The organism is Rhizobium phaseoli (assembly GCF_010668805.1).
GTDB lineage: Bacteria > Pseudomonadota > Alphaproteobacteria > Rhizobiales > Rhizobiaceae > Rhizobium > Rhizobium phaseoli_A.
This window is the reverse complement of the sequence record NZ_WUFT01000020.1, coordinates 42,584-65,193: the sequence shown is the minus strand read 5'-3', so window position 1 is coordinate 65,193 and position 22,610 is coordinate 42,584. Positions and strand designations below refer to the sequence as shown.

Below are 22,610 nucleotides of genomic sequence, written 5' to 3'. Positions count from 1 at the left end.
GGGCGGCCGGAACCGACGGGCAGCAGAATGCGCCGGATCGTCAGCCCGAACCATTCTCCCTCGGTCGCTGTCGCCCTATGCCAAGGCAGTAGGGCGGCTCGCCCTACGATCGGGCCGTTCGGTCGGAGACCTGCGTCGTCAGGCGTTGCGAGGGACGGAGTTGGGCGGCTGGATAGGTCCAGCGGAGTTTGGCGAGAAGCCAACCCCACTCTCCGTCGTCCTCCGAGGACCCATGCCACGGCTGCCGGTGGATGCGGCATGGATGCTCGGCTCAAGGCCGAGCAGGACGGAGGGTGGGGCTAAAGTCGCTGGAGAAAGCTCACCCTGAGCACGAACGAAGGCCAATGATGGTGTGCCATGCGCGCTCCTTGCATGCCGCCACCTTCTGCTCGCTCGCGGGGCGAAGGGACGAAGCTGTGCCCCTCTCTGTCCCGCAAATCTCTCGCGGGGCACGTCCCCTCTCCCCGTTTTACGGGGAGAGGGTTAGGGTGAGGAGCAACTTTTACGCGAACGGGCGCGATATCAAATGCAGTCCTTCTCAGGAAAGCGCGACAGCCTCGAACAGCGCCGTCAACCCGAGGCCGCCGGCGATGCCGATCATGGCGAGGCCAGTCGCACCGATCGCCTCCTCTCGGATCAGCTGGGTATATAGCCGGGTAACGAGGATTGCGCCGGATGCCCCGAACGGATGACCCAAGGCAATGGCGCCGCCATTGCTGTTGACCGCATCAGTGGGGATATCGAGTTGATCCAGCGATGCCAGAACCTGGGCGGCGAAAGCCTCGTTGAATTCGATCGCATCGATGGCAGCGAGCGAGAGCCCGGGCTGACGCTGCAGCAGCTTCCTGGTCGAGGCGACGGGGCCGATGCCGAGCAGGTTGGGGTCGACACCGGCCGCTGCGCTGTCGATGAAGGCGAGGCCCTTGTCGATGCCCATGCTTTTCGCCATTCCGCGGCTCATGACCAGCACCAGGCAGGCGCCGTCATTCACAGGGCAGGCATTGCCTGCTGTCACCGAACCGTCGCGGAGAAAGACCGGCCGGAGGTTTGCGAGCGCCTCCAGCGATGTGGATGGGCGCGGGCATTCGTCGCGTTCGACCAATCCGTGGCCGGTGGAGATGTCGACGATCTCGGGCTGAAAGATGCCGGCATCGGCCGCCGCGACCGCGAGCCGGTGACTGCGGAGCGCGAATTCATCCTGTCTCTGGCGTGTGATGGCGAATTGGCGGGCGACGTTTTCGGCGGCAATGCCCATCTCGGGATCGCCGACCGCTTCAGGCGAAAACCGGGCCCGGCCGTAAAAGCGCGGTAGTGCCCCATTGGCTTTTGGTCTGTCGACGCGCCATGGCGCGGTGCTGACGCTCTCGACGCCGCCGGCCAGAAAGCAGGAACCGGCCTTTGCCTGGATCAGGCGGGCGGCGAGGATGATCGCTTCCAGGCCGGACCCGCATTGCCGGTCGATGGCGACGCCGGGAACCGACACGGGCAGGCCGGCGCTGAGTGCTGCCAGCCGGCCGATATTGCCGCCGCCGCCAGCGGCATTGCCGACCAGCACATCGTATATGGCTTCGGGCGCTATTGCCGTTTCAGACAGGATCCGGTGGATGATCGGCGCGAGCAGGTCTTCTGCCGCCACCGTTGCAAGCGACTCGAAGGCTCGGCCGATCGGCGTGCGGTAAGCGGCCACCACGATCGGCTGCCAATCTTCGTCAGGCTGATAGGCGTAGGACAAGTCCGTCTCCCGAAATGACCGCTGCTTCCACCTGCCCCCTGGCAATCTTGCCGCTGGTCGTCATCGGCCAGGATCCGATATGGTAGAATTGCCTGGGGATCTTGTACCTGACCAGCCTATCCGCGCAATGATCGGCGAGGATTTTGGCGTCCATCGTCTCTCCCGACACGACCGCGACGATCCGTTGGCCGTAATAGGCATCCGGCAGCCCGAAGACGACGGCATCCTCGACCCCCGGGCAGGCTTTCAGGGCGCTTTCGACTTCGGCCGGATAAACATTGTTGCCGCCGGATATCATCATGCCGCCCGCCCGGCCGATCACCCGCAGCATGCCGTTGTCATCGAGTTCGCCGAGATCGCCGACCGTTGCTCCCGCCTCGGTGACCCGGAATGCCTGACCGTCGTCGCCCCAGAGATAGCCATCGGCGATCAGGTCGCTCCTGACGAAGATGGTTCCCGGCACGTCGGTGCCGACATCTTTTTCATCAGGATCACGAATTGAGATTTCCACGCCGGGATAGGCCTGCCCCACCCGATCGATCGGAAAACCGGCCGCGCCGCCGACAAGAGTGGAGACGGTCATGAAGCCGATTTCGGATGCGCCGTAATATTCGCGAATGCGCGCTCCCGGGAAAAGGCGGCGCATGGATTCGACGCCGTTCACGTCAAGCTTGGCGCCGGCGCTCAGGATATCGCGCAGAGAGGTCAGAGCCGGCTTGGCGGCCCAAGCGCGGGCAATGCCCGCAACATGGGTGGGCACGGCGACCAGCCGCTCGATCTTTTCGGCGGAGAGCGTGCGCGCGACGGCTTCGGCATGCCATTTTCGCACCGAATGGAAGGTGCCGCCGGCATCCAAGGCTTCGACCAAGGCGTAAAGCGCCAGCCCATGCGCCAGCGCTCCGGGGCATAGGGTCGATGGCGCGTCTTTGAGTTCGAAAACGAGACGTCCGCGATCGAGGCTCCGGCGCCACTGCTCGCGCGAGCGGTAATAGGCTTTCGGCTCGGCGGTGGTGCCCGAGGTAAAGCCGATCAGGAAGATGCCCTCGGCCTCACTAGGCAGCTCGCCTTCCGTCTCGGCGAGATCGAAGGGCTCGGCTCCGGCGGTAATAACTGATATGCCGAGCCTGCGGCCGATCTCGGCGCTTGGGCCTATATCGTCGACGACAAGCACATCCGGCGCCAGCCGCTCGATGATGCGCTCGACCCTCTCCGGCGGCATCATCGGGTCGATCACCGCGCAGGCATTCGGCAAGGCGGTAGCGGCGACAAAATATTCGGCAAAGCCGATATGATTGCCAAGGCTGAGGGCGGCAAGCTTCTCCACGCCCGGCAGCTCGAGCGTGCGGCACTTCGAATAGGGAAGCGCCTGGAGAAAGCCATAGATTGCCTTGGCGCGGGAATAGAGCTCGCCATAGGTCAAGACGCGGTCGTCGATCACCAGCGCCGGCTTATCCGGCCTTTCCGTTGCATGTCGAGAAAGCTGCGCATGGATCGGCATGGACACTCGCTGGTTTGAAGATCTGCCGTCAGCCTAAAGCGGCTCTGGTCGCTTCCGGAATCGGCGTCGGGCGGCTGTCGGACAGGCCGACGCAGACCCAGACGAGCCCCGCCGATGCACAATGGGCGCCATCGCGCCGGCGAAAGAGTTCGATCGCAAAGGAGAGGCTCGTGCGCCCGATTTTCTCGACGCTCACCTTTGCTTCGACGACATCGTCGACGTCGATCGGACTGTGGAAGATGATCTCCGCCTTCTTCACATGATAGGCGACACCCGAGGAGGTGTGACGGAAATGGCTGAGGATTTGCCGGTGCCGCAGGAATTCGACGACGGCATCCTCGCAATAATCGAGGTACACCGAATTATGGACATGACCATAGATGTCGATGTCTCGCATCGAGACCCGGAACGATGCTAAAGGCCTGTCGTCAACACTCATTCGATCACCGAAATTTCGAAGGCGTGTTCTAACCGCTGTTGTCTGGGGGATGCAATGCAATATCAGGCGGTCGTGCGAAAATTCGGGCCGGCCGCGGAGGCCGTCGAGATCGAGCGGGCCGCATTGCCGGTGCTGCGGCGCGATCAGGTGCGGGTGCGCCTCTTGGCGCGGTCGATCAATCCGTCCGATATCATCACCATATCAGGCGCCTATGCCGGGCGTACGACCCTGCCCTTCATTCCAGGGTTCGAAGCCTTCGGTGTGGTCGAAGCATGCGGTGAAGACGTTTACGGGCTTGCGCCCGGCACGCGTGTGCTGCCGGTGCGCGGCGCAGGCGGATGGCAGGAATACAAGCATACCGATCCCAGCTGGTGTCTTCGTGTTCCGGACGGGCTTTCAGATTTCGAAGCGGCGACGAGCTATGTGAACCCGATGACGGCCTGGCTGATGCTGCACAAGAAGATCGGGCTAAGGCCGGGCATGCGCATTGCCGTCAATGCCGCTGCCTCTTCGATCGGATCGATCCTGATCGGCCTCGCCAATGCCGTCGGTGTGGAACCGGTCGCGATCGTCCGCAGCGAGGAGTCGCGCGCGCGCCTTAGCGGCAGTCTCGAGGCCGTCATCGTCGACAGGGCGGACAGCGACCTGGCGACGGGGCTTGCCGGCCGCCATGGGCTGGACGCCGTGCTCGACTGCGTCGGCGGCGCGCATGCCTCAATCCTCGCTGCTGCGCTCAAACCCGGCGGACATTTCGTGCATTACGGCCTGCTCTCGGGGCAAAGTATTCCGCCGTCTTTCTGGTCGTCCCATCCCGATATTGCCTTTTCCTTCTTCCATCTTCGGGAATGGGTTCATTCCGAAGCCATGGAAAATGTTCAGCGCGCCTATGCCGAAGTGGCGGCGCAGATCGCCGCGAAGATCATCGCGACCGAGGTGCGGGAGGTCTTTCCTCTGGAAAAGATCCGCCTTGCGCTGCAATCCACCCTTCCTTTTCGGACGGGCGGCAAGGTGCTGCTCGCCTGACAGGCGAGCGCGCAAACCGCCGCCGGCGGCCAACGCCCCTTCAAGATGTGGGTGGATGGATCCACGGTCGTTCCGATTTCGGCGTCGCCAGCCCGTGTTTGGCAAGCTCCAGCGTCAGGATGCGGGTTTCGAGCAGGTTGAAGATCCGCAAGACAGCCTCGATCGCGTCGAAGGGCTTCGTCAGGAAATCCTTGGCGCCGAGCGAAAGCGCCCGCCTGCGCGTCGGCAAGGTCGCATCGGCGGTCAGAACCAGGATCGGCAGGTAGCTGTTTTCGGGAATGAGTCTTGCGAAGGTTTCGAGCAGCGCGAAACCGTCGAGATCCGGCATCATCAGGTCGAGGAGAACGAGATCGACGGGATGCTCGCGGAACAGCCGCAGCGCCTCGCGCGGTTCGGTGGTGCTGATCAGCGCTTTGAAGCCTTCGCGCTTGAGAATGCGCTCCAGCAGCGAAACATTGGCGGGCTCGTCATCGACGATCAGGATCGTCGAGGCGCGCACCATATCGGTGGAATCTGTCATGGACCAAAACCCCCGCGACGTCATCCTCGGCTTTGCGCCGAGGATCTACGCCGGCCTAATTAAGTTTCTGAAAATAAATGTTTTCCTGTCAAGCAATTATCGTGGTCAGATGCTCGGCACAAGGCCGAGCATGACGAAGGAGAACTTTTCACGATGCCTTACGGCACCGCGACGTCTTGCGCCCCGGCCTCCTGCATCGCCGCAGGCGCACGCGGCAGATCGACATGAAACGTTGCGCCGCCTTCCCGATTGCTGAAGCCGAGCGTGCCGCCCATGGCGTCGATCAGATGTTTCGAGAGCGCAAGCCCAAGGCCGGTTCCTTCCTGGCTGATACGTTCGGCGCCCAGCCGGTCGAACGGGGTGAACAGCCGGGCGATGCGGTCGGCTGGAATGCCCGGGCCGGTATCACTGACCTCGATCCGAATGCGGTCATCAAGCGCGCGGTGGCTGACGGTCACGCTTCCCTGGTGACGATTGTATTTCACCGCATTGGAGAGAAGGTTCAGGAACACCTGCAGCAGACGCCGCCGGTCGGCGAGCACCGTCAGATCCGGCTCGGCCGGCTTGACGACCTCAATCCGGATCTGCTGTTTGCCGCAGAGCGGCTTTGCAAGCGACACGGCTTCGTCGATCACCTCGGCGACGGGTTGCGCTTCGACGGTGAGATCCATGCGGCCGGCCTCGATCCTTGCCATATCGAGAACCTCATCGATCAGGCTGAGCAGATGCCGGCCGGCCCTTAAGATCTGTGCGACGCTCTCCCGGGAATCGGCATCGGTGAGATCCATTTCCAAAAGCTGGGCGAAACCGAGCACGGCATTCAGCGGCGTGCGCAACTCGTGGCTCATGCGCGACAGAAATTCGCTCTTGGCATTGCTGGCCCGCACCGCATCCTCGCGGGCGGCAAGCAGGGCTTCCTCGAACTGCTTGCGCTCGGTAATGTCGCGGGTGATCTTGGAAAAGCCGCGCAGCCGGCCCGTCTCGTCATGGAGTGCGGTGACGACGACATGCGACCAGAAGTGGGAGCCATCCTTGCGCACCCGCCAGCCTTCCGCCTCGGTTCTCCCGTGAAGGCTTGCTTTGGAAAGCTCTTCAGCCGGAAACGATTCCCTGGTCTCAGCGGGGTAGAAGCGGGAAAAATGCTGGCCTACGATCTCCTCTGTTCGATAGCCGGTGATCCGCTCGGCGCCGGCGTTCCAGCTCACCACGTGACCGTCGGGATCGAGCCCGAAGATGCCGTAGTCGCTGACGCCCTCGACCAGCTGGCGGAAGCGTTCCTCGCTCTCGGTCAGATCGGCCTCGCGCTTTTTCAAGAGGACACTCGCATCTTCGAGCCCCTGTTCGAGGCTGCCGAGTTCATCGCGGGAGGAATCGGCCACTGTCACGACCTCGCCTTGTGACAACCGATGTGCCTGGGCTTTCAGGGCATGCACCCGGCGCACGATGCTTGCCGAAAACAGGAAGACGGCAACGAGCGCGCCGGCAAAACCAAGGAAGCCGGCTGATATCATCAGGCTGCGCGACAGGGTGCGAACCCGGTCGGCGGCCTGCGTCCTGGCATTGAGGAGATCGGCCTCACGCCGGGTCATCGCGTCGATCTCCTGTCGCAGCACGTCGAGAACCTGCTTGCCTTCGATGAGCTTGGCCGCAAGATCCTCGCGCCCGCCGGCCCGCAGGATGTCGGCCTGCTTCAGCAGTTGGAGGCGGTCAACTTTGGCGTCGACCAGGGCGCGGATGCGGTCGAGGCGGCTCTTCTGCTCTTCATCCCGCAATCGGCGGCCGACCTCGTCGAGCACGACGGGCAGCCGGTCCTCGGCCCGGTTGAAGGGGTCGAGGAAATCGGTTCTGCCGGTCAGCAGATAACCCCGCATGGCGGTCGCGGCTTCGGCGATCAGGGCGTGGATCTCCTGAATGCCGGACTGGATCTCCAGCGTCACCCGCACCTGATCCTCGGCGATCCGGCTCTGCCGGTCGGCGACGAAGACCGAAACGAGCGCCGCAAGCAGCAGCGCCAGCGGCACCGTGATGATGACGATGCCCTTTGCCCGCAGCGGAAGGTCGGCGAAACGCAGAGCCCGCCGGTGCCCAGTCATTGCCGCGGTCATGGCTGCTCTTCCCTGGATGCTGCGACGAGGCCGCCGCGCACGGCCATGACGGCGGCCTGCGTCCGGTCGCCGGCTCCGAGCTTGCCAATGATGCGCTCGACATGGATCTTGACGGTGCCGGGCGAGATCTTCAAGGCCCGGCCGATCTCCTTGTTCGTCAGGCCTTCGGCGACCTTCGCCAGCACCTCGCGCTCGCGCACCGTCAGCGTCTCCAAGGCGCTGCTGTTGGTCTGCGGCTTGGTGGCGGCGCGCCGCAGCAGCCTTGCAACGAGTGGCCCATCGAAAAAGGCATCGCCCTGAAGGACGCGCCGGATCGTGCGCAGAATATCGTCGCGGCTGGCATCCTTCAGCAGATAGCCGGTGGCGCCGGCATCGATCGCCGCTTCCAGATAATCGAGGCTGTCATGCATGGTGATGATCATGACGCGTGTGCCCGGCGACACGCGCCGGATCTCCCGCGTAGCAGTGAGGCCGTCCATGCGCGGCATGCGAATGTCAAGCAAAGCCAGATCCGGCTTGTGGGTCGCACAGGCCTCCACCGCTTCCACACCGTCGCGCACATCAAAGGCGACATGGAAATCGTCCTGGCCGCCGATCATGGCGATGAGACCGGCGCGGGCAATGTCATGATCGTCGGCAACGAGAATGGCTGCGGTCATCCCAGCGTCTCCTGCTGCAGGGGCGCAACGGCGCGGACATAAGTGCCGCCTGAAGACCCAGTCCCGATCTCGATGCGGCCGCCGAGCAGCGCCAGCCGCTCGCGCATGCCGACGATGCCGAGCCGGGCTCCCCTGATGTTGGTTTTGCGCACCTCGCCGATGCCTTTGCCGTCGTCGATCACTTCGAGATGCGCTTGCCGCTCGCCGTCCTCGAAAAGGCGCACGATAAGCCGGCTCGCCTCGGCGTGTTTGAGCACATTGCTGATGGCTTCCTGGGCGACGCGGTAGAAAATGATCCCGGTCGATGCCGGCCAGCGGTCGGCGCGAACATCAAGATCAGCAATCACCACCATGCCGTCGATCGCATCGAGGCGCGTGCGCAGTGCGGCGGCGACGCCGAGATCGTCGAGTTCGGGCGGGCGAAGATCGGCGATCGCCGCCCGGAGGTCGGCGACGGATTGGCGCGCGAGCGCGGCGAGCTGGTCGATTTCGGGCTTCAGCGCATGCGCCTCGCCGATGCGGGCGGCGAGGTTTTGCAGGCGATAGCTGAGACCGGCGGCGAGCTGCGCCGAGCCGTCGTGCAGATCGAGCGCCACCCGCTGCCGCTCCTGCTCCTGCGCCTGGATGAGCTGTGCGACGAGGGCGGCAAGTTCGCTGCGCTGCCGTTCGAGATCGCCGAGCAGCGCCTGGTTTTCCGCCGCCTGCCGTTCGAGATTGCAGGCATCGGCGAGTTGCCCGGCCACCACGTCCAAGGTCTGCCGGTCGTCGGCATCGATTGCGCGCCCTCTCGACGGGCCAATGAGCGTCAGCGAGAGATCGGAACCGTCCTCGGAGGCAAACAGGATGGAGTCGTTCTCGGGGCTCCTCGACTGCCCAATCATCAGCTGCACAGGAACCTCTCCCTGCACCGGCGGAAAGACGAGCCTCGCAAGCGACGCTCCGGCAAAATCGGCAAGCCGGGACAGAACCTCGGGGGCGGCCGTTTCGAAGGCGTGTGTATCGAGAAGGTTCCGCGCTTCGATGATGAAACGCAGACGCGCCGCCCGCGCTTCCGCCGCCCGGTAAAGGGCTCTCATCTCCGCGACATCAGGCGAATGCGCGGTATCTGTGTTATGCTCCAGACCCAACGGGACTGCTCCTGAAATGAATGACGCGGGCACGATAGTCATTCCGGTGGGAATGTCATCTATGCCGTTCGGCAGTTCGGATCGAAGCCACCCGGCAGATGGGGCCGCAGCGCCGGCCGCTTAGATATTGGTCATGCGGTCGACCGAAGCGATATCCGCCGGAACCGCCAGATAGGAAGCCAAATATGCGTACCATCATTGCTGCCGCCCTCGTCCTCGGTTTCGTTCAGGTCCAGTCGGCTGCAGCGGCCGAAACCGCGACTTGCGCGCCGGTGAGCGAAGAGCAGGTCGCCAAGCTCTTCGACCGCTGGAACGCCTCGCTCGCAACGCTGAGCCCCCAGGAAGTCGCCAAGAACTACAGCGAGGACTCGGTGCTGCTCGCGACGCTCGCGAACAAGCCGCGCCTGACCCAAGAAGAGCGGATCGACTATTTCACGCACTTCCTGGAAAAGGAGCCCAAGGGTCACATCGACAGCCGTGACATCAAGCTCGGCTGCAACTGGGCCGTCGATACCGGCACCTACACCTTCACCCTGAAGGACGGCTCGAAGGTGCCGGCCCGCTATACCTACACCTATGAGTTCAAGGATGGCACCTGGCTGATCACGTCGCACCACTCGTCGATGATGCCGGAGAAGTAAGGTTTCATCGACTTATTGGTCCGGCAAAGAGGCCCCGTGTTCACCCCACACGGGGTCTCCAACCCACGCTCCCTCATTCCTGTGCTCGTCACAGGAATCCAGCGACCGCGCGTCTGCGCGGTGAATGACTCTCATCTGGGAAGGAAAGTCTCCCGCGCCCAAGGACTTGGGCGCACTGGATTCCTGTGACGAGCACAGGAATGAGGGAGGGTAAGTAATGCCTTGGAAACACAAGGCATTCCGAAAGAAACGAAATGCCCGGGTGCGGCCGAAACCGCACCCGGGTGAAATGCTTACCGATCAGACGAGGTCGAAACGGTCGGCGTTCATGACTTTGGTCCAGGCGGCGACGAAGTCCCTCACGAACTTCTCCTTGGCGTCGGACTGGCCGTAGACCTCGGCGAAGGCGCGAAGCTGCGAGTGCGAGCCGAAGATCAGGTCGACGCGGGTGCCGGTCCACTTGACTGCGTTCGTGTTGCGGTCGCGCCCTTCGTAAACGCCTTCGTTGCCAGCTGCGGGCGACCACTGCGTGGCCATGTCGAGCAGGTTGACGAAGAAGTCGTTCGTCAGCGTTTCCGGGCGGGAGGTGAAGACGCCATGATCGGGCGTGCCCGCCTTCAGGACACGAAGGCCGCCAACGAGAACCGTCATTTCAGGGCCGGTCAGCGTCAACAGCTGGGCGCGATCCACCAAGGCTTCTTCCGGCTTCATGAACTGCAGGCGCTTGCCGTTCACATAGTTGCGGAAGCCGTCGATCCGCGGCTCAAGAGCAGCGAAGGAATGCGCATCGGTCTGTTCCTGCGATGCGTCCGCGCGGCCCGGCGTAAACGGCACGCTGACGGCATGACCGCCGGCGGCTGCCGCTTTCTCCACACCGGCAGCACCGGCGAGAACGATCAGGTCGGCGAGCGAGATCTTCTTGCCCCCGGTCTGGGCGGCGTTGAAGTCCGCCCGGATGCCTTCGAGAACGCCAAGCACCTTGGCGAGTTGTGCCGGCTGGTTGGCTTCCCAGTCCTTCTGCGGGGCAAGGCGGATGCGCGCGCCGTTGGCGCCACCGCGCTTGTCGGAGCCGCGGAAAGTCGAGGCGGAAGCCCAGGCCGTGGAGACCAGTTCCTGGACGGTGAGGCCGGTTGCCAGCACCTTTGCCTTCAGCTCAGCGATGTCCGTGTCGTCAACCAGCGGATGATCGACGGCCGGGAGCACATCCTGCCAGATCAAGTCTTCGGCCGGAACTTCCGGGCCGAGGTAGCGCACCTTCGGTCCCATGTCGCGGTGGGTCAGTTTGAACCAGGCGCGGGCGAAGGCGTCGGCGAACTGATCGGGATTTTCGAGGAAGCGGCGCGAGATCTTCTCGTAGACCGGATCGAAACGCAGTGCCAGGTCGCTGGTCAGCATGGTCGGCAGATGCTTCTTGCCGGCATCATAGGCGTCCGGAATGGAGGCGTCGGCGTTCTTGGCCTGCCATTGATGCGCGCCGGCCGGGCTCTTCGTCAATTCCCACTCGAAAGCGAAGAGGTTTTCGAAGAAGTAGTTGCTCCACTTGGTCGGCGTCTGCGACCAGGTCACTTCAAGGCCGGCGGTGATCGCATCCTTGCCGGAGCCGGTGCCGAAGCTACTCTTCCAGCCGAGACCCTGATCCTCGATCGCGCCACCTTCCGGCTCGGCGCCGATGAGGGACGGATCGCCCGCGCCATGGGTCTTGCCGAAGGTGTGGCCGCCGGCGATCAGCGCCACGGTCTCTTCGTCGTTCATCGCCATGCGGGCAAAGGTTTCGCGGATGTCGCGCGCCGAAGCAATCGGATCGGGATTGCCGCCAGGGCCTTCCGGATTGACGTAGATGAGACCCATCTGCACGGCGCCGAGCGGCTCTGCCAGCTGGCGTTCGCCACTGTAGCGCTCGTCACCCAGCCAGGTGCCCTCAGGACCCCAGAACAGCTCCTCGGGCTCCCACACGTCGGCACGGCCACCGGCAAAGCCGAAGGTCTGGAAGCCCATGGATTCCAAGGCGACGTTGCCGGTGAGGATCAGGAGGTCGGCCCAGGAAATGCGGTTGCCGTATTTCTGCTTGATCGGCCACAGCAGGCGGCGGGCCTTGTCGAGGTTGGCATTGTCAGGCCAGCTGTTGAGTGGCGCAAAACGCTGCTGGCCCTGGCCGGCGCCGCCGCGGCCGTCGGTGATGCGGTAGGTGCCGGCGCTGTGCCAGGCCATGCGGATGAACAGGCCGCCGTAGTGACCGAAATCGGCCGGCCACCAATCCTGCGAATCCGTCATCAGCGCGTGAAGATCCTGCTTCAGCGCCTCGAGATCGAGCTTCTTGAACTCCTCGGCATAATCGAAGGCCTGGCCGAGCGGGTCGGCGCGGCCGGAATTGTGGTGAAGAATCTGTACGTTCAGCTGGTTCGGCCACCAGTCGCGGTTCGCCCGGGCGGCTGGAGCCTTGTGATGTGCAACAGGACATTTGCCTGTGCTGTCAGTGGGGTTGTCCATGATCGTCTCCTTCATTGCTTGATCTGTCTGCCGTTTAAAACGTTGAGCCGAGTGGGCACCCTGCTCTCCCTTGCTGTCTTCATATCGGAAGCATATGATAATTTTAAGTTGGATTTACTGATTGCGGCGATAAGCTGAGCTTATGAAGAACCTGACCTTGAAACAGCTGCGTTATTTTGAAGCCCTGGCAAGGGATCGCCGTTTCCGGCGAGCTGCCGACGCCTGCGCCATCTCCCAGCCGGCTCTCTCGATGCAGATCAAGGAACTTGAGCTAGAGTTGGGCAGCGCGCTTTTCGAGCGCAGTGCGCGTGAAGTAAAGCTGACGGCCTTCGGCCAGTCCTTCGCTCTCAAGGCCCGCGAGATCCTGCGCGGCGTAGACGAGCTGGGGGAGCTGGCGCGCGCCTCCCGCCACTCCTTTCTGACGCGGCTGCGCATCGGCATCATACCGACCATCGCGCCCTATCTGCTGCCGGTCATCATAAACGATCTGAACAAAACTTTCGCCGGAATTCAGATCGAGGTGCGTGAGACGCAGACGGCAAAGCTGGTTCAGGAGCTTACCCAAGGCCAGCTGGACACGGCAATCGTGGCTTTGCCGGTGTCGGAACCGTCGCTGACCGAACTCGAGCTCTTCAAGGAAGAATTCGTGCTGGTGCGGCGGCCCGAAGACGAGGGCAAGCCGGTGCCCGAACGCGAGGCGCTGCGCGAAATGCGGTTGCTGCTGCTGGAAGAAGGCCATTGCTTCCGCGATCAGGCCTTGTCGTTCTGCAAGATCGGCTCGGCCCGCCCCCGGGAAGTCATGGAAGGCAGCTCGCTCTCCACCCTGGTCCAGATGGTCAGCGCCGGCATCGGCATCACTTTGATCCCGGAGATGGCGGTTCCTGTGGAAACGCGCTCGGCGCAGGTTTCGATCTCCCGCTTCCAGTCTCCACAGCCGTCGCGAACGATCGGCATGGTCTGGCGCAATTCGACCCCGATGGCCAAACAGCTCCTGCAGGTTTCCGAGGCGGTTCGCCGCTCGGCCGGCATTATGCGCGAACGACAGGTCGCACGGTGATGACCGGATGTCCTGGCCTTAGGGTCGCCGCTTGAACGTGTGCTCCGCTGCCGGAAACTTTCGCGAACGCACCTCCGCGGCATAGGCGGCGGCAGCCTCGGCGACCCGCTTGCCGAGTTCGTCGTAGCGTTTGACGAAACGCGGCGTGAAATCGTTGAACAGCCCGAGAATGTCGTCGGAGACCAGAACCTGGCCGTCGCAGGCGGAAGAGGCGCCGATGCCGATGCTCGGGATGTGCATGGCCGCAGTCACCTCTCGGGCGAGCGGCTCCACCGTACCCTCGATGACGACGGCAAAGGCGCCCGAGCCGCCTATGGCGTGCGCATCACGCCGGATCTTCGACGTCTCGTGTTCCGAATGGCCGACGGACCGATAGCCGCCTGCGGTTTGGACCTGCTGCGGCATCAGGCCGATATGTCCCATCACCGGGACCCCTCGCTTCGTCAGAAAGGCGATGGTCTCGGCCATCTCCTCGCCCCCCTCCAGCTTGACGGCATCGCAGCCGGTTTCCTGCAGGGTGCGGACGGCATTGCGGAAGGCAACCTCTTTCGATTCCTGATAACTGCCGAACGGCATGTCGACGACGACGCAGGCCTTGGAGACGCCGCGCATGACAGCCTTGCCATGGGCGATCATCATCTCGAGCGTGACGCCGATAGTGTTCTCCATGCCGTAGAGCACCATGCCAAGCGAATCCCCGACCAGCAGCAGATCGCAATGCTCGTCGAGCAGCCGCGCCATCGGCGTCGTATAGGCGGTGAGGCAGACGATCGGCTTGCCGCCCTTCATGGCTAAAATGCGGGCTGGCGTCAGGCGCTTTTGAATTCCGGCCGCACTCATCTGGTCACTCCCTTTCCCGGCAAGCCCCGCCCGCCGATCACTCTGTTACCGCCGAGGACCCGGTTGTCGAGAAGCCGTGTCGAGCCGAGCCGAACGAAGAGCGCGACGACGACGGGTTCTGTGATTGAGGCGACCGGCTGCAGCGTCGAAGCATCCCTGACGGCAACGACCTCGGGCTTTGCCAGAGGCTCGCGACCGAGAAAAGCCGTCAGCTTTTTCTCGAGTTCAGCTGGATCCGTCAGGCCGCCGGCGATGAGACGCTCGGCTTCGTCGAGGGCCTGAGGCACGATCACCGCGGCACGCCGCTCCTCAGGACTGAGATAGACGTTGCGCGACGACAATGCGAGACCGTCGCCGTCCCTGACCGTCGGCACCGATATCACCCGCACCGGCATGGCCAGATCATCCACCATGCGCTTGATGATGACGACCTGCTGATAGTCCTTTTCTCCGAAATAGGCAGTCTGCGGCTGCATGATGTTGAAGAGCTTGTTGACGACGGTGGCGACACCGGCAAAGTGCCCAGGCCGGACCGCCCCTTCGAGCTCGTGTCCGAGATCGGGAACGTCGACGACGGTCAGCATTGGCCGGGGATACATGTCCTCGACGCCGGGCGAAAAAAGGAAATTGACCCCGGCCTGCTTCAGCATGGCTGCGTCGCGTTCAAGATCGCGCGGATATTTGCTTAGGTCTTCGGCCGGGCCGAACTGCAGCGGATTGACGAAAATCGAGACGACGACGATGTCGTTTTCGGCGCGGGCGCGCGCGACGAGTTCCATATGACCGGCATGAAGATAGCCCATCGTCGGAACGAGGCCGACAGTCCTCCCCTGCCGCTTCAGCGCATCGAGTGTGTGGCGCAGCTCGTCAATGCTCGAGAAAACCCGCATATATCCTCCCCGCGGCCGGTCACTCCATCTTGGGCGCGGATAAGGACTGTAATCGATGCTGCAGGTCAATGCATATTGCTCGATAAAAACGATTAGATGAAACGGCATTGCGAAAACACCAAGCGACATCAAGCCCAGGAAACGGCATTTCGCCACAGGGCTGCCACGCCGCTTCCGTGCGGCTTGCAGAGCGACCGATGATGTGCGACTTCCGTTACTCGCCCTTTTCGTCAAGATACCATCATAGTCGGTCGCTATGGAGGTTACATGGAGGACGCATGGACAAGCCCTGGAAGATCAGCCGCGGACCGATTGCGGCAACCGAGCTCGACGTTGAGAAGGCAACCGCGATCAATATGCTGTTGATCCGGCCGGTTGCCGTCCTTCCGACCAAAGCAGGTGATCCGATCCGTCCTTTTGCCGTCGGCCTTTTCAACGAACTCCGTCCGCTCTTGAAGCCCGATGCCGGCGTCACGACGCTGCGTCGGGCGACCGCCGCCTATGTCCACTGCCGGCGCTACTATTTTGCAAGCGCCCAGCCCGATTCCATGCGCCACGGCCTCGAGGGCGAACCCGTCGAACCAATATCGCCCGAAGACCGGCTGGTCGCGCAAAAGCGCTTCCTGAGTCTCAAGCAGAGCACCGGCAAGGCCGAAGCGCCCGAAGCCCCAGTACCGGTTCCTCCTCCCCTGCTGAGCAAAAGCGAACAGATCCGCGCAGCTCTTCTCGGCAAGAAGGGCGCGCCAGCCAGAGCCGGATGACATCAGGTTTGCCCATATCCGGCTCCTTCAAGTCGTTCGTGCATCCGCAACATCGATATAGGTAGGACCTGGTATTGTATTTCGCCGGGGATAATATCCGCATTGCAATGCTGACTGGCAAAACCTTCGAGTTGGCCTCAAGTATATTTTGCTTTACATACCATTAATGCAATTGCGCTAATTTTAGCATCAGCCAGAAACTTCCTCCGGATCTGCTAGAACGATGCGTCTCCTGATTGCTGCTTCCCTTTTCGCATTGGCCGCAGTCCAGCCCGGCGCGGCCGCCGATCTTTCCGCCTATAAACGGCCGCTGACGGTCCCTTTCGAGGGGGTGGCTGCCTATTCCCCGCAACTGGCGACGCTCGGCAAGATGCTGTTCTTCGATCCCCGGCTTTCCGGCAACAAGAACATGACCTGCGCCAGCTGTCATAACCCTTCCTTCGGCTTCGAGACGCCGGTGACGACGCCGATCGGCGCGGCCAATACCCCGCTGGCGCGCCAGGCGCCGACGGTTCTGAACGTTGCCTGGGTGTCGCCCTTTTTCTGGGACGGCCGCGCACCGAACCTAGAGCAGCAGGCGGCGGGGCCGATCACCGCCGCCGCCGAAATGAACGGCAAGCTCGACGATGCGGTGGCCGAGATGCAGGGCATACCCGATTACAAGAACTGGTTCGGCGAGGTGTTTCCCGACAAGGGCATCAGCAAGGAGACCCTGCTGACGGCGATCGCCACCTATGAGCGGACGGTGGTTTCCAATTGGTCGCCCTTCGATCGCTGGGTTGATGGTGACGAGAAGGCGGTCTCCGACAGCGCCAAGCGAGGCTTCGAGTTGTTCACCGGCACGGCGGGCTGTTCCTCCTGCCACACGGGCTGGAATTTCACCGACAACAAATTCCATGACATCGGCCTGCCAGGCGACGATATCGGCCGCTACAAGATCGATGCGAGCAGCCCTGGCAATAAATATGCCTTTAAGACACCCGGCCTGCGCAACACGCTCTACCGTGGCCCCTATATGCATGACGGAAGCCTGAAGAGCATGGACGAGGTGATCGTCCATTATGAAAGCGGCGGCGTCAGCCGTCCGTCGCTTGATCCGGCAATGTCGCCCTTCCTGCTGACGGAAGAGGAGAGCAAGGATCTGATCGCCTTTCTGGGAACTTTGACCGCGGAAAAGCAAGACATCCCCTTGCCGACGCTGCCGAACTGAGGTGCAGGCAATGAAACTCTCGATACGCATGCAGATTCTCGTGCCGATGGTGGCAACGATCGTCGTCGGCTTCGGCAGCGCATTCCTGATCGGCTACCAGGCGGTCACCGGCCAGACCCGGGTCGCCGCGGTCGTGCAGGAGGCGGTGAACGCCAAGCTGGCCTCCGCTCATATCGAACAGCAGTTCCGGCAAGCCACATCGGTGGTCGAGCGGGTGCTTTCGATGACGAATTTCGTGCCGACGACCGAGGTCAAGGCCGAGTTTGACGCGACCGACGGCGCGCTCTCGCAATCGCTCGACGAACTTGGCCGCATCGACCTCGCCGCTTCGCTGACCGAGGGGGTAGGATCGCTCCGCCAGGTGCATGAGGCCTGGGAAAAGGATGTCAGGATCAGCCTTGGACTGCAGCAGGCGGAAGAGGTGCCGACGGCCGAAAAGCTGGCGCGTTCTCAGCAGGCGATCCTGACCGGGATTGCTGCCGTCAATGCCATCGTCGATCAGATTGCGACGGACAGTGTGGCTGACGCCGGCAGCGCGCTGGAGACGAAGATCGAAATCGAATTGGCCTTGGCGGGCCTTGCTGCCATCATCGGTCTCGGCATTCTGATCGCCATCGCCCGGCACGTGTCGCGCCCGATCCAGCGCATTACGCACTCCATGCAGGATCTCGCGAGCGGCGAGACGGATAAGGCGATCCCCTATGCGGGGCGCCGTGACGAGATAGGCCTGATGGCGGGCTCGGTGGAAGTCTTCCGCCAGAACGCCATCGCCCGCACCCGGCTCGAAGGCGAAGCCGCGGAAAACCGGCGGCTGGCGGAGGCAAACCGGCTGGCCGACCAGGAGCAGGCGGAGGCGAGCGCGGCCGAGCGGCTGACGGTTGCCACATCGGGGCTCGCAGCCGGGCTGAAGCGGCTCGCGGAGGGCGATCTCGCCTTCAAGCTCTCGGACCGGTTCGCGCCGGAATTCGAACCCCTCCGAAATGATTTCAACGCCTCTGTCGCGCAGCTCGGCGGCACGCTCCTTTCCGTTTCCGAAAGCGTGTCAATCATCAATTCCGGCACTCGTGAGATCAGCAACGGCTCCAACGAACTCTCCGGCCGCACCGAGCGGCAGGCGGCGACGCTCGAACAGACCGCCGCGGCGCTCAGCGCCGTGACTGCCAAGGTCAACGAAGCCTCCAAGATCGCCGAAGAGGCCCGCAGTGTCGCCGACAGCGCCAATCGCAGCGCCGCAGCCTCGGGCAAGGTGGTGGCCCAGACGGTCGAGGCCATGGGGCAGATCGAGGAATCGTCCAAGCAGATCAACAACATCATCAGCGTCATCGACCAGATTGCCTTCCAAACCAACCTGCTGGCGTTGAATGCCGGTGTCGAGGCTGCCCGGGCCGGCGAGGCCGGCAAGGGTTTCGCCGTCGTCGCCCAGGAGGTGCGCGAACTCGCTCAGCGCTCGGCCAAGGCCGCCAAGGAGATCAAGGAACTGATCGGGCGGTCGTCCGCCAAGGTCACCACCGGCGTCGAACTGGTCAGCCAGACCGGTGCAGCACTTGGCGATATCGGCCGCTTCATCATCGATATCAACCGGTTCATGGAAGCCTTGGCAGGCGCGGCGCGCGAACAGTCTACCAACCTGTCGGAGGTCAATGCGGCGATGCACCAACTCGACCAGGTGACCCAGCAAAATGCCGCGATGGTGGAGGAAACCACAGCCGCCAGCGTGACGCTTGCCGGTGAGGCCGAGCGCCTGCGCGAGCTGGTTACCCAGTTCGAATTGGGCAGGGCGTCGTCCGGCACGCGGGCCTATCGCGACGCTGCCTGAGCGGGGTGCGAGGAAGATGAGCCCCTCGCCCGCAAAAGCGCCATCAGCATCGGACCGAGCGCGAATTCGCCGCGTTCGGCGCGTCGCGTCAGATCTCTGAGATAACCGCCGGCGGAGTTGATGCTCTCTCCCCGCTGCAGGATGCAGGCCATGACGGCGGCGGTGTTCTCCGGTCCCATCACTCCAGCTGCTTCCTCGTAGGCCGACGGGCCGACGCCCAGCATCGAGCGCACGACGACCGCCGCCATCATCAGGTCCCGCCAACTGGCGATCGCGCCGCCTGGCCCATAGTCGACGATATCAGGGCAGGCCTGCAGAACCATACTGAGCGGAAAGGATTTCAATCCCGCAGCATTCGTCCGGACAATGGCCAGCAATCCCTCCCCGTCCTTCCCCGCCATTCCGGGTTCGCGTCTTTCCAGCCCTGCCCACGGCTCGTAATCGCGGTTCGCCTCCTGCCTCGTTTCCAAGCTCGGTTCAGATTCAGATGTGGATTCAGGGTTCGAATTCTGTATGTGGCGCTCAATCTGGGATTCATTGGTGCTCGCTATCTGGATTTTCTCTTGCAATTCCAATGTATTGATGATGCCCAAGCGCATCGTCTCAAGCTCTTCGAGGATTGGCGCGAGGTTTTCGAGCGTTGCCGCTCTTGGCATGCGCTGCAACAGCGCCTGGAACGTCGAAGAGACACGCTCCCAGTCGCCGGGAACCGCTTCCTCGATGGCTGCGGAAACGAGCTTGGCGATGTCGCGCCGGCAGATGGTCAGCCGCTCCTTCATTGCGCGCAGCATCTGCCGGTCGGCGGCGATGCGGGCGGCGATCGTTTCGATCTCGGTAGCGCGGGCAAGAAGCGGCGCCAGGCTGAAGCCGTAGGCCTCGTCAACCCCGCCTTCCCTGTTGCGCCGGATATAGCGCTTGCCGTTCGGACTGTCCTTGCGGGAGATAAGGCCGGCTTCGACGAGACCTGCGAGATGCCGGCGCAGCGTCGCGGCGGCCATGCCGCGTGCCCTGAGGCAAAGTTGGGTGTTCGAGGGAAAGACGACCAGTCCTTTTTCGCCGGACAGCTCGTCGTCGGGAAAAAACGTCAGCAGCGCATCGAGCACCGTCAGCGCACGGTCGCTCACGCCGAGACCCGCGCGGGCCTCGCAGACCGATCTGAACAGTTTCCACTTGTTGCGCCTAGCCCCAGGCTCGATCGCTTCGCCTCGCCGCTGTTTCAGCAACATGGCAAGCGACATTGGCCGCCGCCCGAAGGGCGTCGTCACACATTCACTCTCCATTTCCTTCACCTTTCAATCAGGCAAAAGAAATCCGCTCACCAAACGGCGCGTAGCTTCAAAGCGCTACAGCCCTCCTTGCGTGTCTGAAAAAGACACGGGCGGCGCTGCAGGACTCTTGACTGGGATTCGTGAAAATGCGATTCTCTGTCTTGCTTAAGGATAGGAGAAGGGCTTCCACGACCTGGTCGTTTGGGGGCCTTTTTCTTTTGCGGTTTCAGTCTCCTTGATTGCTCTCCTCGGCGAGGAATTGCTCATAGAGCGCATCCAGCCTGCTGGAGAGAAATTTTCCGAAGCGGCCGGCATTTCTGGCTTTCATCGAAAGCGAAAATGCCTTGCCGTCATTCTTCATTTCCGCCTGAACTGCCTTGTCGCGCGGCTGCCAATTGACCTTGCCTATCGCGGCTTGGGTTTTCTTCACCGGCCGGCCGCTTTTGTTCAGCGCCGAGTAGAGCGCTTCGAAACGTTTGTCGGAGGGCAATCCAAGAAAGTCGTCGTCTTCCAGGATCCTGGCGATATCTGCCGCGTTGGATGCCTTGCCGGCGAGCAGCGAAAGCTCCACCCAACGCTCACGGCCGATGCCGGGCGCTGCGCCGATCGCCTGGACGGCCTCCGGCGAGATGCGATCCATCACCGAAATCATCTTCGAGATCGAAGCTGCATTGGTGGCGAGTGCGGTCGAGATGACCTCCCTGTCGTAGCCAAGCTCCTCCAGCCGGCTGGCAAAGAGGGCGCGTTCGATGAAGGTAAGATCGGCCCGGGCCGAATTTTCCTGCCCCTGGGCAATGACATGGGTCCGGTCATCGATCGCCTTGACGACCGCCCTGACATTGCGGCCGAGTTCGCGGGCCGCGCGCAAGCGCCGATGACCGAAGACCACCTGATAGCGTCCGTCGATCTTGCCGTGGGGACGCACCAGGATCGGCGTATCCTGGCCGCGGGCGCGGATCGCTTCGACCAGCGCGCGGAATTCCTCGTCGTCTTCGGACAGGCGATCCTTGACGAAGGAGACCTCGACGACCTCCGGGTCGAGATTGACGACCGCCTCGCCTTCCAGGAACTTTTCGGCCTGCTTGGCCAGTTCATCCAGCGAGCGGACAAGCGACCGGCCTGCCCCGCGCATCGGATAGTTCGGCGCGCCTGCGCCCTCGTCAGACATGTCGGCCAGTCCTTCCAGAAGATTCTTTCGTGCCATCACGTCCTCCGATTGCGGTCAATTAATTGATTCGGTTCAAGGAAACGATGAATTTGTCAGCCGACAAGTTCATCGTCCCCATGCCTGGTGAATGAGATCGGCAATCTCTGCGTTGACCGAGCCCATCGCCTCCAGCGCCCGATCATAGGTTCCCCGGTTCATCGACGAACGCTCCACCTCGTAGAGCGTCTGCTTGGTGATCCCGGCATCCGAGATCGCCGTCGACTTGACCATCTGATTTCGGAGCATGAACTCGTGGAACATCGTCGACATGAAGCCGACCATCTGCGCCTGCGGCACGTCGGTCGGCTCGTAGCGGGTGATCAGATAGCGGTACCAGGAGAGGTTCACTTCTGCACCGGCGGCGCGGATCGGCTTCAGGATACCGCCCAGCATCAGCAGGAACTGGCCCATCGACATGACGTCGAGCATCTGCGGATGGATGGTGATCAGCACGCTGGTCGCCGCCGTCAGCGCCGTCAGCGTGAGGTAGCCGAGCTGCGGCGGGCAATCGATGACGACGACATCGTAACGGTCATCGACTTCGGCAAGCGCGCGCGAAATACGGGTGAAGAAGGTCTTGCCGTCATTGGTCGATTTGTCGGCCATGGCGAGCGGCGTGTCGTATTCGTATTCCTGCAGGTCGAGATTGGCAGGAACGATATCGAGGCCGGGAAAATTCGTCCTCTGGATGATGTCTGCGAGTGGCTTCTTCTCGCCGTCGTAGCGGATCGCTTCGTAGATCGACGAGGCCTGGTCGAATTCCGGCTGAAAACCGTGCAGGGAGGAGAGCGATGCCTGCGGATCGAGATCGACGGCCAGCACGCGGTGGCCGGTCAGCGCCAGATGCTGGGCAAGATGGGCTGATGTCGTCGTCTTGCCGGAGCCGCCTTTGAAATTGACGACGGCCAACACCTGCAGCTTCTCATGACCGCGGCGATGGGGAACATACATCCGGCTTTCGGAGCGGCCATGGACATCGAGATATCGCCTCAGTTCCAGCATCTGCTCGGCTGTGTAAGAACGGCGCCCGGAAGGCGACGTCTGCGGGCAGGGGCCTTTGCCTTCGAGATGCAGCTTCTTCAGCGTGCTTTGCGAGGCGCCGACATAACTCGCCACCTCTGCCAGGGAGAAGCTGCGCAACGTCTTCTGCGCGTTGGGTGGAAAGCGCTGCACGCTGAGCAGATGCAGCTTCTTTGAAATCACGTCGCCCTGTTCGAGAATCTGATCCTCGAAATGCAACGGCGCCTTGTTCAAGGCGGTCAAATTAGCGTTCATCGGCAGCAATCTTTCGGATAACGATTTTCGGGATCAAAAGCCCCCTTAACCGTTA

General features: G+C 62.6%; 19 protein-coding genes. 6 read left to right on the top strand and 13 right to left on the bottom strand.

From position 1 onward, the window contains the following. Positions 1-538: 538 nt before the first annotated feature. The 3 genes from GR197_RS25825 to GR197_RS25815 are packed head-to-tail and all read right to left on the bottom strand — an operon-like array spanning position 539 to position 3,669. Positions 539-1,732 (bottom strand): thiolase family protein, encoded by a 1,194-nt coding sequence (locus GR197_RS25825; RefSeq protein ID WP_164014757.1) that lies wholly within the window; start codon positions 1,730-1,732, stop codon positions 539-541. Further along, complete coding sequence (locus GR197_RS25820; RefSeq protein WP_164014755.1) at positions 1,710-3,230, bottom strand: class I adenylate-forming enzyme family protein; 1,521 nt, start codon at positions 3,228-3,230, stop codon at positions 1,710-1,712. Before GR197_RS25820 ends, GR197_RS25825 begins: the two co-directional genes overlap by 23 nt. Before the next feature lie 28 nt (positions 3,231-3,258). Further along, the gene (locus GR197_RS25815) at positions 3,259-3,669 is read right to left on the bottom strand and encodes an acyl-CoA thioesterase (protein ID WP_164014753.1); all 411 of its coding nucleotides are present in this window, start codon (positions 3,667-3,669) and stop codon (positions 3,259-3,261) included. Between the two features lie 54 nt (positions 3,670-3,723). On the opposite strand from GR197_RS25815, the gene GR197_RS25810 reads away from it, so the two are divergent. Continuing rightward, the gene (locus GR197_RS25810; RefSeq protein ID WP_164014751.1) at positions 3,724-4,692 is read left to right on the top strand and encodes a zinc-dependent alcohol dehydrogenase family protein; all 969 of its coding nucleotides are present in this window, start codon (positions 3,724-3,726) and stop codon (positions 4,690-4,692) included. 40 nt (positions 4,693-4,732) lie between these two features. Here the strand turns inward: GR197_RS25810 and GR197_RS25805 are convergent, their stop codons facing one another. From GR197_RS25805 to GR197_RS25790, 4 genes are all read right to left on the bottom strand, one after another. After that, entirely contained in the window at positions 4,733-5,212 is a 480-nt protein-coding gene (locus GR197_RS25805) for a response regulator (protein ID WP_164014749.1), read from the bottom strand. 158 nt (positions 5,213-5,370) lie between these two features. Next, complete coding sequence (locus GR197_RS25800) at positions 5,371-7,317, bottom strand: sensor histidine kinase (RefSeq protein ID WP_164014747.1); 1,947 nt, start codon at positions 7,315-7,317, stop codon at positions 5,371-5,373. Further along, the gene (locus GR197_RS25795) at positions 7,314-7,976 is read right to left on the bottom strand and encodes a response regulator (RefSeq protein ID WP_164014745.1); all 663 of its coding nucleotides are present in this window, start codon (positions 7,974-7,976) and stop codon (positions 7,314-7,316) included. The genes GR197_RS25800 and GR197_RS25795 overlap by 4 nt, the downstream gene beginning before the upstream one ends. Then, entirely contained in the window at positions 7,973-9,103 is a 1,131-nt protein-coding gene (locus tag GR197_RS25790; protein ID WP_246724690.1) for a sensor histidine kinase, read from the bottom strand. Before GR197_RS25790 ends, GR197_RS25795 begins: the two co-directional genes overlap by 4 nt. A 185-nt stretch (positions 9,104-9,288) precedes the next feature. On the opposite strand from GR197_RS25790, the gene GR197_RS25785 reads away from it, so the two are divergent. Beyond that, entirely contained in the window at positions 9,289-9,744 is a 456-nt protein-coding gene (locus tag GR197_RS25785; RefSeq protein ID WP_164014741.1) for an SgcJ/EcaC family oxidoreductase, read from the top strand. Between the two features lie 300 nt (positions 9,745-10,044). Here GR197_RS25785 and katG read toward each other — a convergent pair whose 3' ends face one another. Next, on the bottom strand, positions 10,045-12,231 hold the full coding sequence (katG, locus tag GR197_RS25780) for a catalase/peroxidase HPI (protein ID WP_164014731.1): 2,187 nt from the start codon (positions 12,229-12,231) through the stop codon (positions 10,045-10,047). A gap of 142 nt (positions 12,232-12,373) precedes the next feature. On the opposite strand from katG, the gene GR197_RS25775 reads away from it, so the two are divergent. Continuing rightward, a complete protein-coding gene (locus tag GR197_RS25775) occupies positions 12,374-13,288 on the top strand; it encodes a hydrogen peroxide-inducible genes activator (RefSeq protein WP_164014729.1) in 915 nt (304 codons plus the stop codon). A gap of 18 nt (positions 13,289-13,306) precedes the next feature. On the opposite strand, the gene panB is transcribed toward GR197_RS25775, so the two are convergent. Both panB and panC read right to left on the bottom strand, forming a co-directional pair. Continuing rightward, positions 13,307-14,128, bottom strand: coding sequence for a 3-methyl-2-oxobutanoate hydroxymethyltransferase (gene panB, locus GR197_RS25770; RefSeq protein WP_164014727.1), 822 nt, complete (start codon positions 14,126-14,128; stop codon positions 13,307-13,309). Continuing rightward, complete coding sequence (panC, locus tag GR197_RS25765) at positions 14,125-15,018, bottom strand: pantoate--beta-alanine ligase (RefSeq protein WP_164014725.1); 894 nt, start codon at positions 15,016-15,018, stop codon at positions 14,125-14,127. Before panC ends, panB begins: the two co-directional genes overlap by 4 nt. Positions 15,019-15,296: 278 nt before the next feature. On the opposite strand from panC, the gene GR197_RS25760 reads away from it, so the two are divergent. From GR197_RS25760 to GR197_RS25750, 3 genes are all read left to right on the top strand, one after another. Continuing rightward, positions 15,297-15,779, top strand: coding sequence for a ProQ/FINO family protein (locus GR197_RS25760; protein ID WP_164014723.1), 483 nt, complete (start codon positions 15,297-15,299; stop codon positions 15,777-15,779). 223 nt (positions 15,780-16,002) lie between these two features. Beyond that, positions 16,003-16,989, top strand: a complete 987-nt coding sequence (locus GR197_RS25755; protein ID WP_164014721.1) for a cytochrome-c peroxidase — start codon at positions 16,003-16,005, stop codon at positions 16,987-16,989. Positions 16,990-16,999: 10 nt separating this feature from the next. Further along, complete coding sequence (locus GR197_RS25750) at positions 17,000-18,805, top strand: methyl-accepting chemotaxis protein (RefSeq protein ID WP_164014719.1); 1,806 nt, start codon at positions 17,000-17,002, stop codon at positions 18,803-18,805. Here GR197_RS25750 and repC read toward each other — a convergent pair. The 3 genes from repC to repA all read right to left on the bottom strand — a co-directional run bounded on the left by repC (position 18,787) and on the right by repA (position 22,555). Further along, positions 18,787-20,085: a plasmid replication protein RepC gene (gene repC, locus GR197_RS25745; RefSeq protein ID WP_164014717.1), complete on the bottom strand. Its 1,299-nt coding sequence runs from the start codon at positions 20,083-20,085 to the stop codon at positions 18,787-18,789. The two genes, GR197_RS25750 and repC, sit on opposite strands and share 19 nt — an antisense overlap. Positions 20,086-20,299: 214 nt before the next feature. Beyond that, positions 20,300-21,277 carry a plasmid partitioning protein RepB gene (repB, locus tag GR197_RS25740; RefSeq protein WP_164014715.1) on the bottom strand — a complete coding sequence of 326 codons (978 nt, stop codon included), beginning with the start codon at positions 21,275-21,277 and terminating at the stop codon, positions 20,300-20,302. Positions 21,278-21,346: 69 nt separating this feature from the next. Beyond that, on the bottom strand, positions 21,347-22,555 hold the full coding sequence (repA, locus tag GR197_RS25735) for a plasmid partitioning protein RepA (protein WP_164014713.1): 1,209 nt from the start codon (positions 22,553-22,555) through the stop codon (positions 21,347-21,349). Positions 22,556-22,610: the final 55 nt, after the last annotated feature.